The organism is Brachybacterium sp. HMSC06H03 (genome assembly GCF_001807385.1).
Lineage (GTDB): Bacteria > Actinomycetota > Actinomycetes > Actinomycetales > Dermabacteraceae > Brachybacterium > Brachybacterium conglomeratum.
The window spans coordinates 37,295-52,811 of the sequence record NZ_KV788851.1 but is presented as its reverse complement, the minus strand read 5'-3'; the positions used below and the strand labels follow the sequence as shown (position 1 = coordinate 52,811).

Sequence of the window (15,517 nt, the reverse complement as noted above, 5' to 3'; positions counted from 1 at the left end):
CCATGCCGCGAGCTCCCCGCGCGACGGATCGCCGGGGGAGCTCGCGACGCGTCAGAGCGTCAGCCCACCTCGCCGCCGCCCTGTCCGCCGCTCAGCTTCGCGAGCCGCAGCCACGTGTCCACCACCGTGTCCGGGTTCAGGGACATCGAGGCGATGCCCTGTTCGAGCAGCCATTCGGCGAGGTCCGGATGGTCCGACGGGCCCTGCCCGCAGATGCCGACGTACTTCCCCGCCGCCCGGCACGCCTCGATCGCACGGCCCAGCATGAACTTCACCGCCGGGTCCCGCTCGTCGAAGGCGTCCGCGACCAGCGCCGAGTCGCGGTCGAGGCCCAGCGTCAGCTGGGTCATGTCGTTCGAGCCGATCGAGAAGCCGTCGAAGTGCTCGAGGAACAGCTCCGGCACCGCGGCGTTCGAGGGGATCTCGCACATCATGATCACCTCGAGCCCGTTCTCCCCGCGCACCAGCCCGTGGCTCGCGAGCAGGTCGATCACGCCCTTGCCCTCGGCGGGGGTGCGCACGAAGGGGATCATGAGCTTCACGTTGGTCAGCCCCATGTCCTCGCGCACGTATCGCAGCGCCTCGCACTCCATCGCGAAGCAGTCGGCGAAGTCCTCCGAGAGGTACCGCGAGGCGCCGCGGTAGCCGATCATCGGGTTCTCCTCCTCCGGCTCGAACAGCGTGCCGGCCAGGAGGTTCGCGTACTCGTTGGACTTGAAGTCGCTCATCCGCACGATCACCGGCTCGGGGTGGAAGGCCGCGGCGATGGTCGCCACGCCCTCGGCGACGCGCTGGACGAAGAACTCGCGCGGCCCCTCGTAGGCGCTGATCTGCTCCGCCACCTGCGCGGCGATCTCCGGCTCGTCCTTCTCCAGCCGGTCCAGCTCGAGCAGGGCGCGCGGGTGGATGCCGATCTGGCGGTTCACGATGAACTCCAGCCGCGCCAGACCCACCCCCGCGTTCGGCAGCCGGGAGAAGGAGAACGCCTGCTCGGGGTTGCCGACGTTCATCATGATCTTCGTGGGCAGCGCAGGCATGGAATCGACCTCGGAGGAGGAGACCGAGTAGTCGAGGATCCCCTCGTACACGTAGCCGGTGTCGCCCTCGGCGGCGGAGACGGTCACCTCGTCGCCGTCGGCCAGGTCCCGGGAGGCGGTGCCGGTGCCGACCACGGCCGGGATCCCCAGCTCGCGGGCGATGATCGCGGCGTGGCAGGTGCGGCCGCCGCGGTCGGTGACGATGGCGCTGGCGCGCTTCATGATCGGCTCCCAGTCGGGGTCGGTCATGTCCGCGACGAGCACCTCGCCGGGCTGGAACTCGTGCATGCGGTCGATCGTGTCGAGCACCCGGACGGGGCCGGCACCGATCCGGGCGCCGATCGCGCGGCCCTCGACCCGGACGGGGCCGCGGGAGGCCAGGAGGTACTTCTCCACGGTGTTCCCGGCGCGGGACTGCACGGTCTCGGGGCGGGCCTGGAGGATGTACAGCTTCCCGTCGGCCCCGTCGAGGCCCCATTCGATGTCCATCGCTCGGCCGTAGTGCTCCTCGATGACCAGCGCCTGGGTCGCGAGCTCGGTGACCTGCTCGTCGGTCAGGGACAGCCGCACCCGCTCGGCAGGGTCGACGTCGACGAAGGCGGTGGTGCGGCCGACGGCCGTGTCGGTCGTGTAGATCATCTTGGTGGCCTTCTCGCCCACCTGTCGCTTGAGGATCGCGGGCCGGCCCTCGCGCAGCCCGGGCTTGTGGACGTAGAACTCGTCGGGGTTGACCGCGCCCTGGACCACGCCCTCGCCGAGCCCGAAGGCGGAGGTGATGAACACGGCCTGGTCGAAGCCGGACTCGGTGTCGACGGTGAACATGACGCCGGAGGAGCCGATGTCGGAGCGGACCATCTTCTGCACGCCGGCGCTGAGCGCGACCGCGGCGTGCTCGAAGTCGTGGTGGACGCGGTAGGCGATCGCCCGGTCGTTGTAGAGCGAGGCGAACACCTCCCGGATCGCGAGCAGCACGTCGTCGATGCCGCGCACGTTCAGGAAGGTCTCCTGCTGCCCGGCGAAGGACGCATCCGGCAGGTCCTCGGCGGTCGCGGAGGAGCGCACCGCGAAGGACGCCTCCTCGCCGCTGCCGGCGGCGAGCGTCGAGTACGCCTCGCGGATCTCCTCCTCGAGGACGGAGGGGAAGGGCTGCTCGATGACCAGCGCCCGGATCTCGCGGCCCGCCTCGGCGAGCGCGATCATGTCGTCGGTGTCCAGACCCTGCAGCCGCTGATCGATCCGCTCCGCCAGACCCGTCGCGCCGAGGAACTCGCGATACGCGTCGGCGGTGGTCGCGAAGCCGTCGGGCACCGCGACGCCGAGGGCGGAGAGGTTCGAGACCATCTCGCCCAGGGAGGCGTTCTTGCCTCCGACCTGCTCGAGATCGGACATGCCGAGCTCGGAGAACCAACGGATGCTCTGCGTCATTGCTGCTCCTTCGGGGTGGGGACGCTCACCGGGCGGTGGTGCCGCGGCGAGCCAGGGACTGGAGGATCAGGGTGGACATCTCCTCGACCGACTTGCTGGAGGAGTCGACGAAGTCGATGCCGTGCGTGTCGTACACGCGGCGGGCTCTCGACAGCTCCCAGCGGGTCTGCTCGAGGGAGGCGTAGCGGGAGGAGGCGCGGCGCTCGGAGCGCACGGCGGTCAGCCGCTCCGGCGAGGTCAGCAGGCCGAAGCAGCGGTCCGCGACGGAGGAGATCGAGCCGGGCAGAACCTCGCCGGCGAGGTCCTCGTCCACCAGCGGGTAGTTCGCCACGAAGATCCCGTGCATCAGCGCGAGGTACATCGAGGTGGGGGTCTTCCCGCAGCGGGACGGCGCGATGAGGATGACGTCGGCCTTCTCGATCGCGCGCACGGACTGCCCGTCGTCGTGCTCGATCGCGAACTCGACCGCCTGCATGCGGCGGTTGTAGCGGCGGGAGTCGCCGACACCGTGGAGCCGGGCGGGGGCGTGGTCGCCGGTGACGCCGAGCCGCGCCTCGAGCTGGGCGAGGTGGCCGCTGACGAAGTCGATCACGGGTGCACGGGTGCGCAGCAGCTCCTGGCGCACCGACTCGTCGACGACGGTGAGGAACACCAGCGGCGCGATCTCGCCGTCCATCGCCGCGTCGAGGTCCTCGCGCACCTCCCGAGCCTCCTCGACGGTGCGGAGGAAGGGGATCAGCCGACGTTCGAAGGGGACCGACGGGAACTGCAGCAGCAGCGCGTTGCCCATGGTCTCGGCGCTGATGCCGGTGGAGTCGGAGATGAAGAAGACGGGGACCGCATCGGCGGTGGGACGCTCCGCGGCGGGGCGCGGGCGGGGGCTCGCGGAGGCGGTCCGCGCCGCGGCGGGCAGCGGCGGGGGGATCGGAAGCGATGCGTTCATTCGGCGCCCCTTGCGGTGGGCCCGGCCGGGGCCGGGGACACGTCGGTGTGCTGGGGCCACCGTAACCGCGAGCGCCGTCGCCGCGTGCTCCCGACCACGAAGGTGGCGCGGCTCACCTCCTCGCTGCGCGAGATCGCCGAGGTGAGCGCGCACACGAGCGTGATCGTGCACGACCGTCCCCGGTGGTCAGACCCTCTCGAGCACCCCCACCAGGAAGTCGTCCGCGGCGGGGCGGAGGTCCCAGGTGGAGAAGCGCTGGGCGAGCTCGAGTCCGGCCGCGGCGGCGTCGGCCGTGAAGTCCTCGATCGCGTAGCCGCGGTCGAGCCCGAACCCGACCACCAGGCGACCTTCCGGCGCGAGATGCGCGGCCAGCGCCGTGAGCGCCGGCCGGCGCTCCGCCCCCGCGAGGAAGGTCAGCACGTTCCCGGCGCACACCGCGAGGTCGAACAGCGTCGGATTGCCGTCGTCGTCCCTCAGATCCAGTGCGGCGAGGTTCCCCACCTCCCAGCGCCCATCCGGCTGCTCGGCGCGCGCCACCTCGATCAGGTGCGGATCGAGGTCGACGCCGACGACGAGGTGCCCGGCCCGCGCCAGATACCCGCCGACCCGCCCCGTGCCGCACCCGGCATCGAGGATCCGCGAGCCGCGCCGCGCCATGGCGTCGACCAGCCGCGCCTCGCCGTCCAGGTCCTGTCCGGCCGCGGCGAGGCGCTTCCAGCGTGCGGCGTAGCCGGCCGCGTGCTCAGGATTGCGCCGCACCGCGGCCGTCCACAGGTTCTCGTCAGGGCCGATGGCGGGGGTCGTCATGACCCCATTGTCGGGCCCGTCCTCAGGCGTACGCGCGCGAGTCGTCCCGGATCTGGCCCACGAGCTCCTCGAGCATGTCCTCGAGGGTGACCACGCCGATCACCTCGCCGCCGGGACCGGTCGCCGCACCGAGGTGCGCGCCGGAGCCCTGCATCTCGGCGAGCGCGTCGCGCAGCGGCTGGTCGCCGCCGATCCGGGGCAGCGCCCGGATCCGCTCCGCGGGGATCGGCGCGTCGCGCGTGGCCTGGACGGCGTCGAGCAGGTCCTTGATGTGGACGTAGCCGGTCAGGCGCCCGTCGGCCGCCTTCACGGGGAAGCGGGAGTAGCCCTCGACGGCCGCGGCCTCCGCCTGGGCGGCGGTGGCGCCCTCGGGCAGGGTCGAGACCTTCTCGAGCGGGATGACCAGGTTCGCGACCGAGCGGGCCTCGAAGCGCAGGGCGCCCAGCAGCAGCGCCTCGTCGTTGTCCTCGAGCAGTCCGCCCTCGCGGGACTCGCTCACCATCGCCGCGACCTCGTTGCGGGTGAAGGCGCTGGTGACCTCGTCCTTCGGCTCGATGCCCATCATCCGCAGCACGAGGTTGCCGATGGAGTTCAGCAGCCACAGCAGCGGCCGCAGCACGGTGACGATGCCCATCAGCACCGGCGCCAGGATCAGCGCCATCCGCTCGGGGCCGGCGAGCGCGATGTTCTTGGGCACCATCTCGCCGAAGACGACGTGGAGGTAGGTGACCAGGGACAGCGCGATCACGAAGCTGATCGGGTGGGTCAGCGCGCCCGGCACGCCGATCGCCTCGAAGGGACCCTCGAGCAGGTGCGCGATCGCGGGCTCGCTGATCGCGCCGAGCGCGAGGGAGCAGACGGTGATGCCCATCTGGGCGCCCGCCATCATGAGGGAGACCTGCTCCATCGCGGAGATCGTCACCTTCGCGGCCCAGTTCCCCTCGAGCGCCTTCGGCTCGATGACGGAGCGCCTCGCGGAGATCAGCGCGAACTCCGCGCCGACGAAGAAGGCGTTCAGGAGCAGCAGGACGAGGGTGGCCAGCAGGCCGACGTAGTCGCTCATCGGGCCACCTCCTCGTCCTCGGCCCGCACATCCGTCTCGTCGGGCGCCGCCTCGACGATCACGTGCACGGTCTCGATCCGCATCCCGTCGATCTCGGCGACGACGATCCGCAGGCGTGCCGGCTCCTCGCCGGGCGCCGGGTCGGTGTCCACGACGATCTCGTCGCCGACCTCGGCCAGACGGCCGAGCTCCATCGTGACCAGGCCTGCGAGGGTGTCGTAGTCCTCGTGCTCGGGCACGGTGACGCCGAGCCGCTCGGTCGCCTCGTCGGGGCGCATCCGCGCATCGAGATCCCAGGAGCCGTCGGGCTCGGGGGTGTCGTCCATCTCCTCGTCGTGCTCGTCGCGGACCTCGCCGACGATCTCCTCGACGAGATCCTCGAGCGTGATGAGGCCGGCGTGGTCGCCGAACTCGTCGACGACGACGGCCATCTGCAGGCCGCCGGCGCGGAGGGTGTCCATCAGGTCGTCCAGCGGCACCGTGTCGGGCACGAAGGTCGCAGGTCCCATCACGGCGTCCACCCTCGTGGTGGGCCGCTCGTCGAAGGGGACGGCGAGGCCGTGGCGGATGTGAGCGACGCCCGCGATCTCGTTCTCGTCGTCCTGCACGGGGAAGCGGGAGTGCCCGGTCTCGCGGGCGAGCTCCAGCAGGTCGGCGACGGTCTGGTCGACCTCCAGGGAGTCGACCCGGCCGCGGGGCACCATCGCGTCGTGCGCGCGGCGGTCGCCGAAGGCGAGGGTGCGCTGCACCAGCGAGGCGGTCTCCTCGGCGAGGGCGCCCTCGTCGGCCGAGCGCTTGACCAGGACGGACAGCTCGTCGGCGCTGCGGGCGGAGCTCAGCTCCTCCTGCGGCTCGACGCCGAGCGCCCGCACCACCGCGTTCGCGTTGCCGTTGAACAGGCGGATCGGGAGGCCGAAGATCGTGCTGAACAGGCGTTGGAAGCCGACGACCAGCTTCGCGGTGCGCAGCGGCTGCGCGATCGCCATGTTCTTGGGGACCAGCTCGCCGAAGATCATGGTCATGCCGGTGGCGAGGACCAGGGCGAGGGCGACCGACGCGGAGCGGGCCGCGACCTCGCTGAGCCCGGCGTCCACGAGCGGCGGGCCGACGAGGGCCGCGATCGCGGGCTCGGCGAGGAAGCCGATGGCGAGGTTGGTGACCGTGATGCCCAGCTGCGCTCCGGAGAGCTGCGTGGAGAGGGTCTTCATGCCCTGCAGGACACCGCCGGCGCGCTTGTCGCCGCTCTCGGCCGCGGCCTCCACGTCATTGCGGTTGACCGTGATCAGGGAGAACTCCGCGGCGACGAAGGCGCCGCAGGCCAGCACGAGCAGGAGCCCGATCGCCAGCGAGGCGAGGGGACCGATCAGATCCATGGACGGATCCCCCCGTGGGAAGTGAATGAGTGCAGGCCCGAAGGCCTGGGACTGTCACTGGGGGCGTCGCTGGCGGCGCTCATGATCTCCTGGTGCTCCTGGGGAACCCCGCCGTCTCTCGGCGGGGAATGCAGGAATGCTACAGCCCGCCCCCTGGGCGGCGGGAGGGAATGCGGGCGAGCGCTCAGCGCCCGTCCGCGTCGGCGGCCCGACGCTGCAGGAAGGCGGCGACGGCCCGCAGCTCGATCTCGTCGACCGCGTGCCCGAGCTGCGGGCGGCGCTCCTCCTCGAGCGCGGTGTGCGCGCCCATGAACTCGCGGACCGCCTGCTCCCGCTCGGGATCGTAGAGGGGGTCCATCCCGCCGTGGCCCCACAGCGCGGGCGGACGCACCTCGGCGAGCGCGGCATCGCCCGGGACCGCGGCGGGGAACGGGAAGCCGGAGAGGTTCACGACGAACCGGAGTGCATGCGGATCGCGGCGCAGGAGCTGGAGGGCGACCGCACCGCCCTGGGAGAACCCGATCGCGCCGACGACGGGGCGGTCCTGCGCGGCGATCCACTCCTCGACGGCCGCGGAGGAGGTCTCGATCGCCTCGGGCCGGTCCGGGGCCACGGGCATGTCGAACCAGGCGAAGCCCTGCACGTACCGGAAGATCCCGCGCACGGAGACGTACTCGAAGACGGGCGGGAGGAAGGGCACGAGGCTCGCGAGGTCACGCTCGTCGCTGCCGAGCCCGTGCATCAGCAGCACGATCGGCGCGTCCTGCGCACCGCCGCGCACCACGGCGCTCTGGTCGAGGTGCGAGGAGATCAGCTCCACGGGGCCGTACTGGGGCGAGGTCGTCATGGCACGAGGCTATCGACCCGCAGGCGTCGGGGCAGGGAAGAACCCCCAGGTCGCGCGGTGCGCTGGTCGGAAGGACGAGGTCCGACCCCCGGGGGTCCCGGCAGCTCGGTGGTATTCGCTGCGCGTCCGGATGAACGGTCGCCTCAGCGGCGAGCCACCTCACATGTCCGATAAGAAATCACTTCTCGGATCACCTCCTTCCCTGTGTGCTCATACCGTAGGCCCGTCGCCACCCGCGAGCAACGGATTAAACGGGGACGGCGTCGCCGCAGGTCAGGGCAGGGGCGGTTCCTGCTCGGGGAGGATCTCGTCCAGTCCCCCGTCCTCGCGGGCGAGCTGGCCCGGCTCCTCGTCGTCGACGTCGGCCTCCATGCGGTCCTCGTCGCGGTTGCCCTGCTCGGCGGCGGCGGACTCGTCGGCTCCGCGCGCGACGTCCTCGTCGAAGCCGTACCCATCAGCGTTGCGGGAGTCGCGCCCCTCGGCGACGACCCGGTCCGTCTCCAGGGCGTCGTCGATGCTCGTCTCGTCGGGCTCGGCGGCGATCGGATCGAAGCTCTCGGTCATGGACTTCCTCCTAGGCGGTGAGCGCGTCGATGATCGCGGCGTTGAAGGCGTCGAGATCATCAGGGGTGCGCGAGGTGATCAGGCGATAGCCACCCGCCTCGTCGACGACGACCTCCTGATCGGTCCAGTTCGCGCCGGCGTTGACGAGATCGGCGCGGATCGTGGGCACCGAGGTGAGGTCGCGGCCCTCGGCGAGGCCGGCGTCCACGAGCAGCCAGGGGGCGTGGCAGATCGCGGCGACTGGCTTGGCGTCCGCGGCGAAGGCCCGCGTGACCTGCTGGACGGTCTCGTCGGCGCGCAGCTGGTCGCCGTTGAGGGTGCCTCCGGGGAGCACGAGGGCGTCGAAGTCGGAGGCCTTCACCTGGTCGTACGTGGTATCCACCGGAACCTCGGGGCCGGGGTCCCGATCACCGGCGAGCGTCTTCACGACGCCGGGCTCCGTCGCCGCGACCGTCACGGTCGCTCCCGCGTCCCGCAGCGCGGCGATCGGCTTCGTCAGCTCGTCGGATTCGGTGCCGAAGTTGGTGGTCATCACGAGGATGCGTCGATCGTTCAGGGCAGCCATGGGGCTCTCCTTCCATCGGGAACACCGTCGACGCTAGCACCGCCGGGCAGTCGGAGCCCCCCGCTCGACCGACCGTTCGGGGGTGCCCCTCAGGTGCCGCAGAAGGTCATGAAGGCATCGCCCCCGTCGCCCGGCCCCTCGAGATCCTCGAGCCCCTCCCGCCGCTCGAAGGGCGAGCCCACGGCGTCGAGCATCCTCAGCACCGGGGCCGTGTCCCCCAGGTGCGCGGCCCGCAGCGCCGCCTCGAGGTGGACGTTGCGGGGGACGTACAGGGGGTTCGCGCGGCACATCGCCGCACGGGCCTCGTCGGCCGGTTCCCCGTCGCCCCGCAGCGCTTCCCAGCGCCGCGACCAGTCCTCGAACGGTGCCGGCTCCGCGAACAGCCCCGCGGCCGTCCCCTCGCCGAGCTCCCGGAAGAACCCCGTGTGGTCCACCCGCTGCTCCTCGAGCAGGGTGAACAGCGCCTCCCCGAGCTCCCGCACCTCGCCCCGCTCCCCGCGGACGCCGAGCTTCGCCGCGAGCCCGTCGGCGTACGCGTCGAGATACCTGCTCTCGAACCCCTCGAGCACCGTCGTCGCCCTGGCCACCGCGGCATTCGGCTCCTCATCGATCACCGGCAGCAGCGCCTCGGCGAAGCGGGAGAGGTTCCACAGCGCGATGCCGGGCTGGTTGCCGTAGGCGTAGCGGCCGCCGCGGTCGATCGAGCTGAACGCGGCACCGCGGCGGTGCACGTCCAGCACGGCGCAGGGCCCGTAGTCGATGCCCTCGCCGGACAGCGTCATGTTGTCGGTGTTCATCACCCCGTGCACGAAGCCGAGCAGCATCCACTGCGCCACCAGCTCCGCCTGCGCCTCGGACACGGCCTGCAGCAGCCCCAGCGGCCCGTCGGCCGACGGGTGGTGCCGGGCGATCGCGTGGTCGACGAGCCGCCCCGTCACCTCGGGCCCCAGGTGCCAGGAGGAGTACTCGACGGTCCCCACCCGCAGGTGGCTCGCGGCAACCCGCACCAGCAGCGCCCCGGGCTCGTCGGTGACGCCCTGGCGCGGCGCGATCCGCTCCCCGGTGGTGAGCACGGCGAGGGCGCGCGTGGTGGGGACGCCGCAGGCGTGCAGCCAGCGGCCGATCACGGCCTCGCGCAGCATCGGGCCGAGCGGCGCCTTCCCGTCCCCGCCCCGCGCGAAGGGCGTCCTGCCCGCCCCCTTCAGATGCAGGTCCCGGATCCTGCCCTCGGCGTCGACGATCTCCCCCAGCAGCACCGCCCGGCCGTCGCCGAGCCGCGGGTTCGCGGTGCCGAACTGGTGGCCGGCGTAGGCCTGCGCGACGGTGCCCTCGATCTGCCCGGTCAGCAGCGCCATCCCGTCCTCGCCCCGCAGCCAGTCGGGATCCAGGCCCAGCTCGCGCGCCAGCTCCTGGTCGAGCCAGACGAGCTCGGGGCGCGGCGGGACGTCGGCCCGCCACGGCGTCGAGAGCTCGGGCAGCGCGGCGGCGTAGTTCTGGTGGATCTCGGGCACGGCTCACCTCTTCCCCTCCAGGCTACGCCGTCGGGCCTTGCCGCTGTTCCCAGCGCTTTCCGGCCCACCCTTGACTCCCCGACACGTGGTCCCGGAGGCTTCGAGGAGTCGGCCCACGAGGGCGGGCCGCGTGAAGGCAAGGAGGCCTCCATGTCCAGCAACCGCGCGATCGCCTACCAGGGCCCGGGGAAGGTCGACGTGTCGACATCGACTACCCGACCTTCGAGCTGAAGGACGGTCCCGGGGTGAACCCCGAGAATGTCGGCCGCAAGCTCCCCCACGCGGCGATCCTGAAGGTCGTCACCACCAACATCTGCGGCTCGGACCAGCACATGGTCCGCGGCCGCACCACCGCCCCCGAGGGGCTCGTGCTCGGCCACGAGATCACCGGCGAGGTCATCGAGACCGGGCCGGGCGTGGAGTTCATCAAGGAGGGGGACCTCGTCTCGGTCCCCTTCAACATCTCCTGCGGCCGCTGCGAGATGTGCAAGGCGGGCCGCACCGAGATCTGTCTGAACGTGAATCCGGACCGTCCCGGCAGCGCCTACGGCTATGTCGACATGGGCGGCTGGGTGGGCGGCCAGGCCGAGTACGTGGTGGTCCCCTATGCCGACTGGAACCTGCTGAGGTTCCCGGACAAGGACCAGGCCATGGAGAAGATCCTGGACCTGACCATGCTCTCGGACATCTTCCCCACCGGCTTCCACGGCGCGGTCTCCGCGGGCGTCGGCCCGGGCAAGTCCGTGTACATCGCGGGCGCCGGCCCCGTCGGCACCGCCGCCGCCGTGGGCGCGCGGCTGCTCGGCGCGTCGGTCGTGATCATGGCCGACATGAACGCGGACCGCCTCGCGAACGCCGCGAAGTTCGGCTGCGAGACGATCGACGTCTCGAAGGAGGACCCGCGCGAGGGCATCGCCCGGATCCTCGGCCGCGAGGAGGTCGACGCGGGCGTGGACGCCGTGGGCTTCGAGGCCCGCGGGCACGGCAAGGACGCGAAGGAGGCGCCCGCGACCGTGCTGAACACCCTCATGGACATCACCCGCGCCGGCGGTGCGCTCGGCATCCCGGGCCTGTACGTCACCGGCGATCCGGGCGGCGTCGACGAGGACGCGAAGGTCGGCTCGCTCTCGATGCGGCTCAGCCTCGGCTGGGCGAAGGCGCTGAGCTTCACCACCGGCCAGTGCCCGGTGATGCGCTACCACCGCCAGCTCATGGAGGCGATCCTCCACGACCGGGTCCAGATCGCCGACGCCGTGAACGCCACCGCGATCTCGCTGGACGACGCACCGAAGGGCTACGCCGAGTTCGACTCCGGCGTCGCCAAGAAGTACGTCATCGACCCGCACGGCGTGACCGGGAAGGTCCAGGCCGTCTGACCTGGTACGGCACCTGACATCGGTGTGAGGACCGCCCGTCCTCACACCGATGTCAGGTCACCCGACGTTCATCCCGACACCACCCAGGTGTCTCCCAGGTCACATATGGTGCTCGAGGCCCTCCCCTCCAGCGAGCAGGATCCTCGATGCCCTCCGCGCCCCGCACCCCCGTCCTCACGCAGACCCGCTGGCTCACGCTCCTCGCGGCCTTCGCCCTCCTCCCCGTCCTCCCGACCTGGCCGGCCGCTCCCGCCGCGGCGGAGGTCACCGACGAGCAGCTCGCCGAGGGCGGGGTGCTGCGCGACTCCCAGGACTACCGCGTCGCGCCGGGCCTGGACCTCACCACCTTCTCCCGCCTCGAGGAGGGCGGCTGGAAAGAGGGCAGCGTCCTCACCGCCGACCTCACCGAGTCGACCCTCTCGATCGACGTCACCGACGACGGCACCGTCACGGGCCGCTCCCCGCTGAGCGACGTGATGCACGCCGGCGAGCGCGGCGACCGCGCCGTCGCCGCGGTCAACGGCACCTTCTTCGACATCAACCACTCCGATGCGCCGCTGCGCACCTCGATGAGCTCCGCCGGTGTGCGCATGGGCACCTCCCAGGCGATGCCCGCGCTCACGCTCGCCGACGGGAAGGCCGCGATCCAGGCCCTCTCCGCCTCCGGCGAGCTGACCACGGCCGACGGCGCCGTCCACGAGCTCGAGGGGATCAACACCCCCTCCCTGCCCGAGGACGGGATCGGGGTGTACACCCCGGCGTGGGGCGACTACACCCTGGACCGGCCCGTCGGCGCGCCCGACGCGATGGCCGAGGAGATCGCGCTGGCGACCATCGTCGACGGCACGGTCACCGAGGTCACGGAGGTGCAGGACACCGCCGGCGACCCGGAGATCCCCGAGGACGGACAGGTGCTGCTGGGCCGGGAGGACGGCGCCGGCATGGTCGCGGACCTCGAGGTGGGCGACGCGGTCGACATCGAGATCGGCCCCGACCAGGACGTCGACCTCGGCATCGCCGGCAGCCACCAGATCCTCAAGGACGGCGAGGTGCCGGACATGGGCGAGGACTCCCTGGTCACGACCTCCCATCCCCGCACCGCCGTGGGCGTCAGCCGGGACGGCAGCGAGATGTTCGTGCTGGTCCTGGACGGCCGCAGCACCGCGTCCACGGGGATGACCCTGCCAGAGATGGGGCAGATCCTCGAGGACATGGGCGCGCACAACGCCGTCAACCTCGACGGCGGCGGCTCCTCGGCGCTGGCCGCCCGCACCGCCGGCAGCGAGAGCGAGGCGATCTGGAACAGCCCGTCGGACGGGGTCGTGCGCGAGGTGCCCAATGCGCTGGTGTTCTACTCCGACGCCCCGGCCGAGAAGCTCGCCGACGTGCAGACCTCCCTCGCCCTCGAGGGCGAGGACGCCGTCTTCCCCGGCCTGCAGCGCTCTCTGGAGGCGACCGGTCTCGCCGCCGACCTCTCCCCGGTGATGGTCGACGGCGCCTTCACCGCGGAGGGCGCGGTGGAGCTCGAGCAGTCCGACCAGGCTGGCGCCGTCGTGCGCGGCACAGGTCCCGGCGGCGGCGCCGTCACGTACACCGCCGCAGGCCATGAGGCACGGCAGGAGCTGCGCGTGCTCGGCGAGCCCGTCGGCCTGCAGGTCTCGGAGCGCTCGCTGAACCTCCCGGACGCCGAGACCTCCCGCACCGTGGCCCTGACCGGTTACGACGCCGACGGCCGTCGGGCCCGGATCGAGACGGCGGACGTGGAGGCCGCGGCCTCCGACGGCTTCGAGGTCACCGACCACGGCCTCGGCAGCTGGGGCGTGCGCGCGACCGGCGAGGCCGCCACCGGCACGCTCACCCTCCGCGCCGCGGGCCTGGAGACCACGGTCGCGCTCACCCACGGCACCGAGGAGCAACAGGTCCTCGACTTCTCGGACCTCTCCGCCTTCCGCGACGACGCGGCTCGGGCGACCGGCTCCTTCGAGGCGGCCGAGGGGCCGGCCGGCGAGGACGGGGAGCCGACGCCCGGCGTGCGCATGACCTACGACTTCACCACCTCCTCGGCGACCCGCGGCTACTACCTGGTCGCGGACGAGCCGGTGACGGTGGAGGGCTCCACGCAGGCGCTGACGATGGACGTGCTCTCCGACAGCAGCGGCGCCTGGCCCCGGCTGCAGGTGCGCGACGGCGAGGGCACGGTGACGAACCTCGATGGCGAGAACCTGGACGGCGAGGGCTGGCAGAGCGTGCGCTTCACGGTGCCGGTGGGGCTGCCGCAGCCGCTGACCGTCGAGCGTCTGCGGATCATGGAGACCCGCCCGGAGGCGCAGTACACGGGCGACATCACCGTCGCGAACCTCCGCGCGACCACCACCCCGCAGGCCGAGCTGTCCGAGGAGCCGCGGATCCATGACGCGGCGCTGCTGGCGAACGGCGACGTCTCGGACCGCCCGCAGCGGATCGCGGTGATGAGCGATGCCCAGTTCGTGGCCGCCTCCGCGGACTCGGACGCCGTCGAGGGCGCGCGCCGCACCCTGCGGGAGATCCGGGAGGCGTCCCCGGACCTGCTGGTCATCAACGGCGACCTGGTCGACGAGGCCTCGCCGGAGGACTTCGCCCTCGCCCAGCGGATCCTCGAGGAGGAGTGGACGAGCGACATCCCGTACGTCTACGTGCCCGGCAACCACGAGGTGATGGGCGGGGACATCGCGAACTTCGAGGAGGCGTTCGGGCCGATGTCGACCGCGCAGGATCTCGGCGCGACGAAGGTCATCACGATGAACAGCGCCCCCGGCACCCTCGCCGGGGACGGCCTGGGCCAGCTCGAGATGCTCGAGGAGCAGCTGGGCGCGGTGGCGGAGTCCGACGCGCTCACCGGGGCGGTCGTGTTCTTCCACCACCCGACCGACGATCCGCTGCCGAGCGAGTCGAGCCAGCTGTCCGATCAGCGGGAGGCCCGGGCGATCGAGGAGCAGCTCGCCGAGTTCCGGCGCACGACGGGCAAGTCCGTCGCGCTGGTGAACGCTCATGCGGGCGTGTTCCACGGCGCCGCGGTCGAGGGCGTGACCACGCTGGTGAACGGCAACTCGGGCAAGTCCCCGGCGGGCACGCCGGCGACGGGCGGCTTCACGGGCTGGACGATGCTGGGCATCGATCCGGCCTCGGGCGTAGTCGGCCGGAATCCCGCCACGCAGGATAGGGTCGACTGGCTCGCGGCGGAGACCCGCCCGTGGGTCGACTCCCTCGCGGTCGAGGGCCGGGACCAGCTGGCGGTGGGCGAGGTCGGGGAGGTCTCGGCGACGCTCACGCAGGACGGCCGGGAGGTGCCGGTCGCGTGGCCGGTCACCGCCCAGTGGGGTGGCACCGGGGTGCATGTCGCGACCGGCGGAGCGGGCGACGAGCAGCCGGACCGGCGTGACGTCGTCCGCGTCGATCCGCGCACCGGCGAGATGACCGGGCTGCGCCGCGGCGCCGCGACCGTGACCGTCACAGTCAATGGCGAGACGGCGCGGATGACGGTGAAGGTCGCCGGCGAGGGCCGGTGAGCTAGAAAGGCGGGTCGCCGAGCGCGGCGATCGCGTCGGGGTCCGGGACCCGGAGCCGGCTGCGCAGGTGGGGGTGGGCGATGGCCATCGCCTCACGACGCTGCTCGTCGACCCGTTCTCGTCGTGGCCTGGCCCGCTCGGCGGCGGCGAGCCGCTCTGCGTCGGCGTGGAGTCGCTGGTGGATCCGCCAGGCGGCTTCGAGTGCCTCGGCGGTGACCGGGGTGACGAGGTCGGTGTGTTCGACGGTGCGGGCACGGATTCCGCCGTCGATCTCCCAGTCGGTGGTGACGGGCCCGGGGGCGTCGTCGGGCTCGCGGGTGGGGTCGGGAACGCGGGTGGGGTCGAGGAGCCCGGCGGTCTTGAGCTGGTGGTGGCGCCAGCAGAGCCGGTGCAGGTTCGCGAGCGAGGTCTGCCCGCCCTCGTCGCGATGGTCGTGGTCGTACTCGAGGATGTGGTCGTCC

General features: G+C 72.2%; 11 protein-coding genes and 1 pseudogene. 2 read left to right on the top strand and 10 right to left on the bottom strand.

Going from position 1 to position 15,517, the window contains the following annotated elements; all coding sequences use genetic code 11:
- Positions 1-59 precede the first annotated feature (59 nt).
- From ppsA to HMPREF3159_RS10965, 9 genes are all read right to left on the bottom strand, one after another.
- Positions 60-2,462 (bottom strand): phosphoenolpyruvate synthase, encoded by a 2,403-nt coding sequence (ppsA, locus tag HMPREF3159_RS11005; protein WP_070501065.1) that lies wholly within the window; start codon positions 2,460-2,462, stop codon positions 60-62.
- Positions 2,463-2,487: 25 nt separating this feature from the next.
- A complete protein-coding gene (locus HMPREF3159_RS11000) occupies positions 2,488-3,405 on the bottom strand; it encodes a pyruvate, water dikinase regulatory protein (RefSeq protein ID WP_070501064.1) in 918 nt (305 codons plus the stop codon).
- A 186-nt stretch (positions 3,406-3,591) separates the two neighbouring features.
- Positions 3,592-4,212: a class I SAM-dependent methyltransferase gene (locus tag HMPREF3159_RS10995; protein WP_070501063.1), complete on the bottom strand. Its 621-nt coding sequence runs from the start codon at positions 4,210-4,212 to the stop codon at positions 3,592-3,594.
- Positions 4,213-4,234: 22 nt separating this feature from the next.
- Complete coding sequence (locus HMPREF3159_RS10990) at positions 4,235-5,275, bottom strand: hemolysin family protein (protein WP_070501062.1); 1,041 nt, start codon at positions 5,273-5,275, stop codon at positions 4,235-4,237.
- The gene (locus HMPREF3159_RS10985) at positions 5,272-6,648 is read right to left on the bottom strand and encodes a hemolysin family protein (RefSeq protein ID WP_070501061.1); all 1,377 of its coding nucleotides are present in this window, start codon (positions 6,646-6,648) and stop codon (positions 5,272-5,274) included. Before HMPREF3159_RS10985 ends, HMPREF3159_RS10990 begins: the two co-directional genes overlap by 4 nt.
- A gap of 184 nt (positions 6,649-6,832) precedes the next feature.
- Positions 6,833-7,495 (bottom strand): alpha/beta hydrolase, encoded by a 663-nt coding sequence (locus HMPREF3159_RS10980; protein ID WP_070501060.1) that lies wholly within the window; start codon positions 7,493-7,495, stop codon positions 6,833-6,835.
- 273 nt (positions 7,496-7,768) lie between these two features.
- Positions 7,769-8,059: a hypothetical protein gene (locus HMPREF3159_RS10975; RefSeq protein ID WP_070501059.1), complete on the bottom strand. Its 291-nt coding sequence runs from the start codon at positions 8,057-8,059 to the stop codon at positions 7,769-7,771.
- Between the two features lie 10 nt (positions 8,060-8,069).
- Complete coding sequence (locus tag HMPREF3159_RS10970; protein ID WP_070501058.1) at positions 8,070-8,624, bottom strand: type 1 glutamine amidotransferase domain-containing protein; 555 nt, start codon at positions 8,622-8,624, stop codon at positions 8,070-8,072.
- 89 nt (positions 8,625-8,713) lie between these two features.
- Positions 8,714-10,135: a protein adenylyltransferase SelO gene (locus HMPREF3159_RS10965; protein WP_070501057.1), complete on the bottom strand. Its 1,422-nt coding sequence runs from the start codon at positions 10,133-10,135 to the stop codon at positions 8,714-8,716.
- A 150-nt stretch (positions 10,136-10,285) separates the two neighbouring features.
- Here HMPREF3159_RS10965 and fdhA point away from each other — a divergent pair.
- Positions 10,286-11,511: pseudogene (gene fdhA / locus HMPREF3159_RS10960) on the top strand (formaldehyde dehydrogenase, glutathione-independent).
- 146 nt (positions 11,512-11,657) lie between these two features.
- The gene (locus tag HMPREF3159_RS10955) at positions 11,658-15,056 is read left to right on the top strand and encodes a phosphodiester glycosidase family protein (protein WP_083305920.1); all 3,399 of its coding nucleotides are present in this window, start codon (positions 11,658-11,660) and stop codon (positions 15,054-15,056) included.
- Between the two features lies 1 nt (position 15,057).
- On the opposite strand, the gene HMPREF3159_RS17940 is transcribed toward HMPREF3159_RS10955, so the two are convergent.
- The coding region (locus HMPREF3159_RS17940; protein ID WP_246821615.1) for an HNH endonuclease signature motif containing protein at positions 15,058-15,517 on the bottom strand (460 nt) is incomplete at its 5' end.

Excerpts from the sequence above, each read along its gene's own strand:
- ppsA (WP_070501065.1), bottom strand. The coding sequence starts at position 2,462 with ATGACGCAGAGCATCCGTTGGTTCTCCGAGCTCGGCATGTCCGATCTC.
- HMPREF3159_RS11000 (WP_070501064.1), bottom strand. The coding sequence starts at position 3,405 with ATGAACGCATCGCTTCCGATCCCCCCGCCGCTGCCCGCCGCGGCGCGG.
- HMPREF3159_RS10995 (WP_070501063.1), bottom strand. The coding sequence starts at position 4,212 with ATGACGACCCCCGCCATCGGCCCTGACGAGAACCTGTGGACGGCCGCG.
- HMPREF3159_RS10990 (WP_070501062.1), bottom strand. The coding sequence starts at position 5,275 with ATGAGCGACTACGTCGGCCTGCTGGCCACCCTCGTCCTGCTGCTCCTG.
- HMPREF3159_RS10985 (WP_070501061.1), bottom strand. The coding sequence starts at position 6,648 with ATGGATCTGATCGGTCCCCTCGCCTCGCTGGCGATCGGGCTCCTGCTC.
- HMPREF3159_RS10980 (WP_070501060.1), bottom strand. The coding sequence starts at position 7,495 with ATGACGACCTCGCCCCAGTACGGCCCCGTGGAGCTGATCTCCTCGCAC.
- HMPREF3159_RS10975 (WP_070501059.1), bottom strand. The coding sequence starts at position 8,059 with ATGACCGAGAGCTTCGATCCGATCGCCGCCGAGCCCGACGAGACGAGC.
- HMPREF3159_RS10970 (WP_070501058.1), bottom strand. The coding sequence starts at position 8,624 with ATGGCTGCCCTGAACGATCGACGCATCCTCGTGATGACCACCAACTTC.
- HMPREF3159_RS10955 (WP_083305920.1), top strand. The coding sequence starts at position 11,658 with ATGCCCTCCGCGCCCCGCACCCCCGTCCTCACGCAGACCCGCTGGCTC.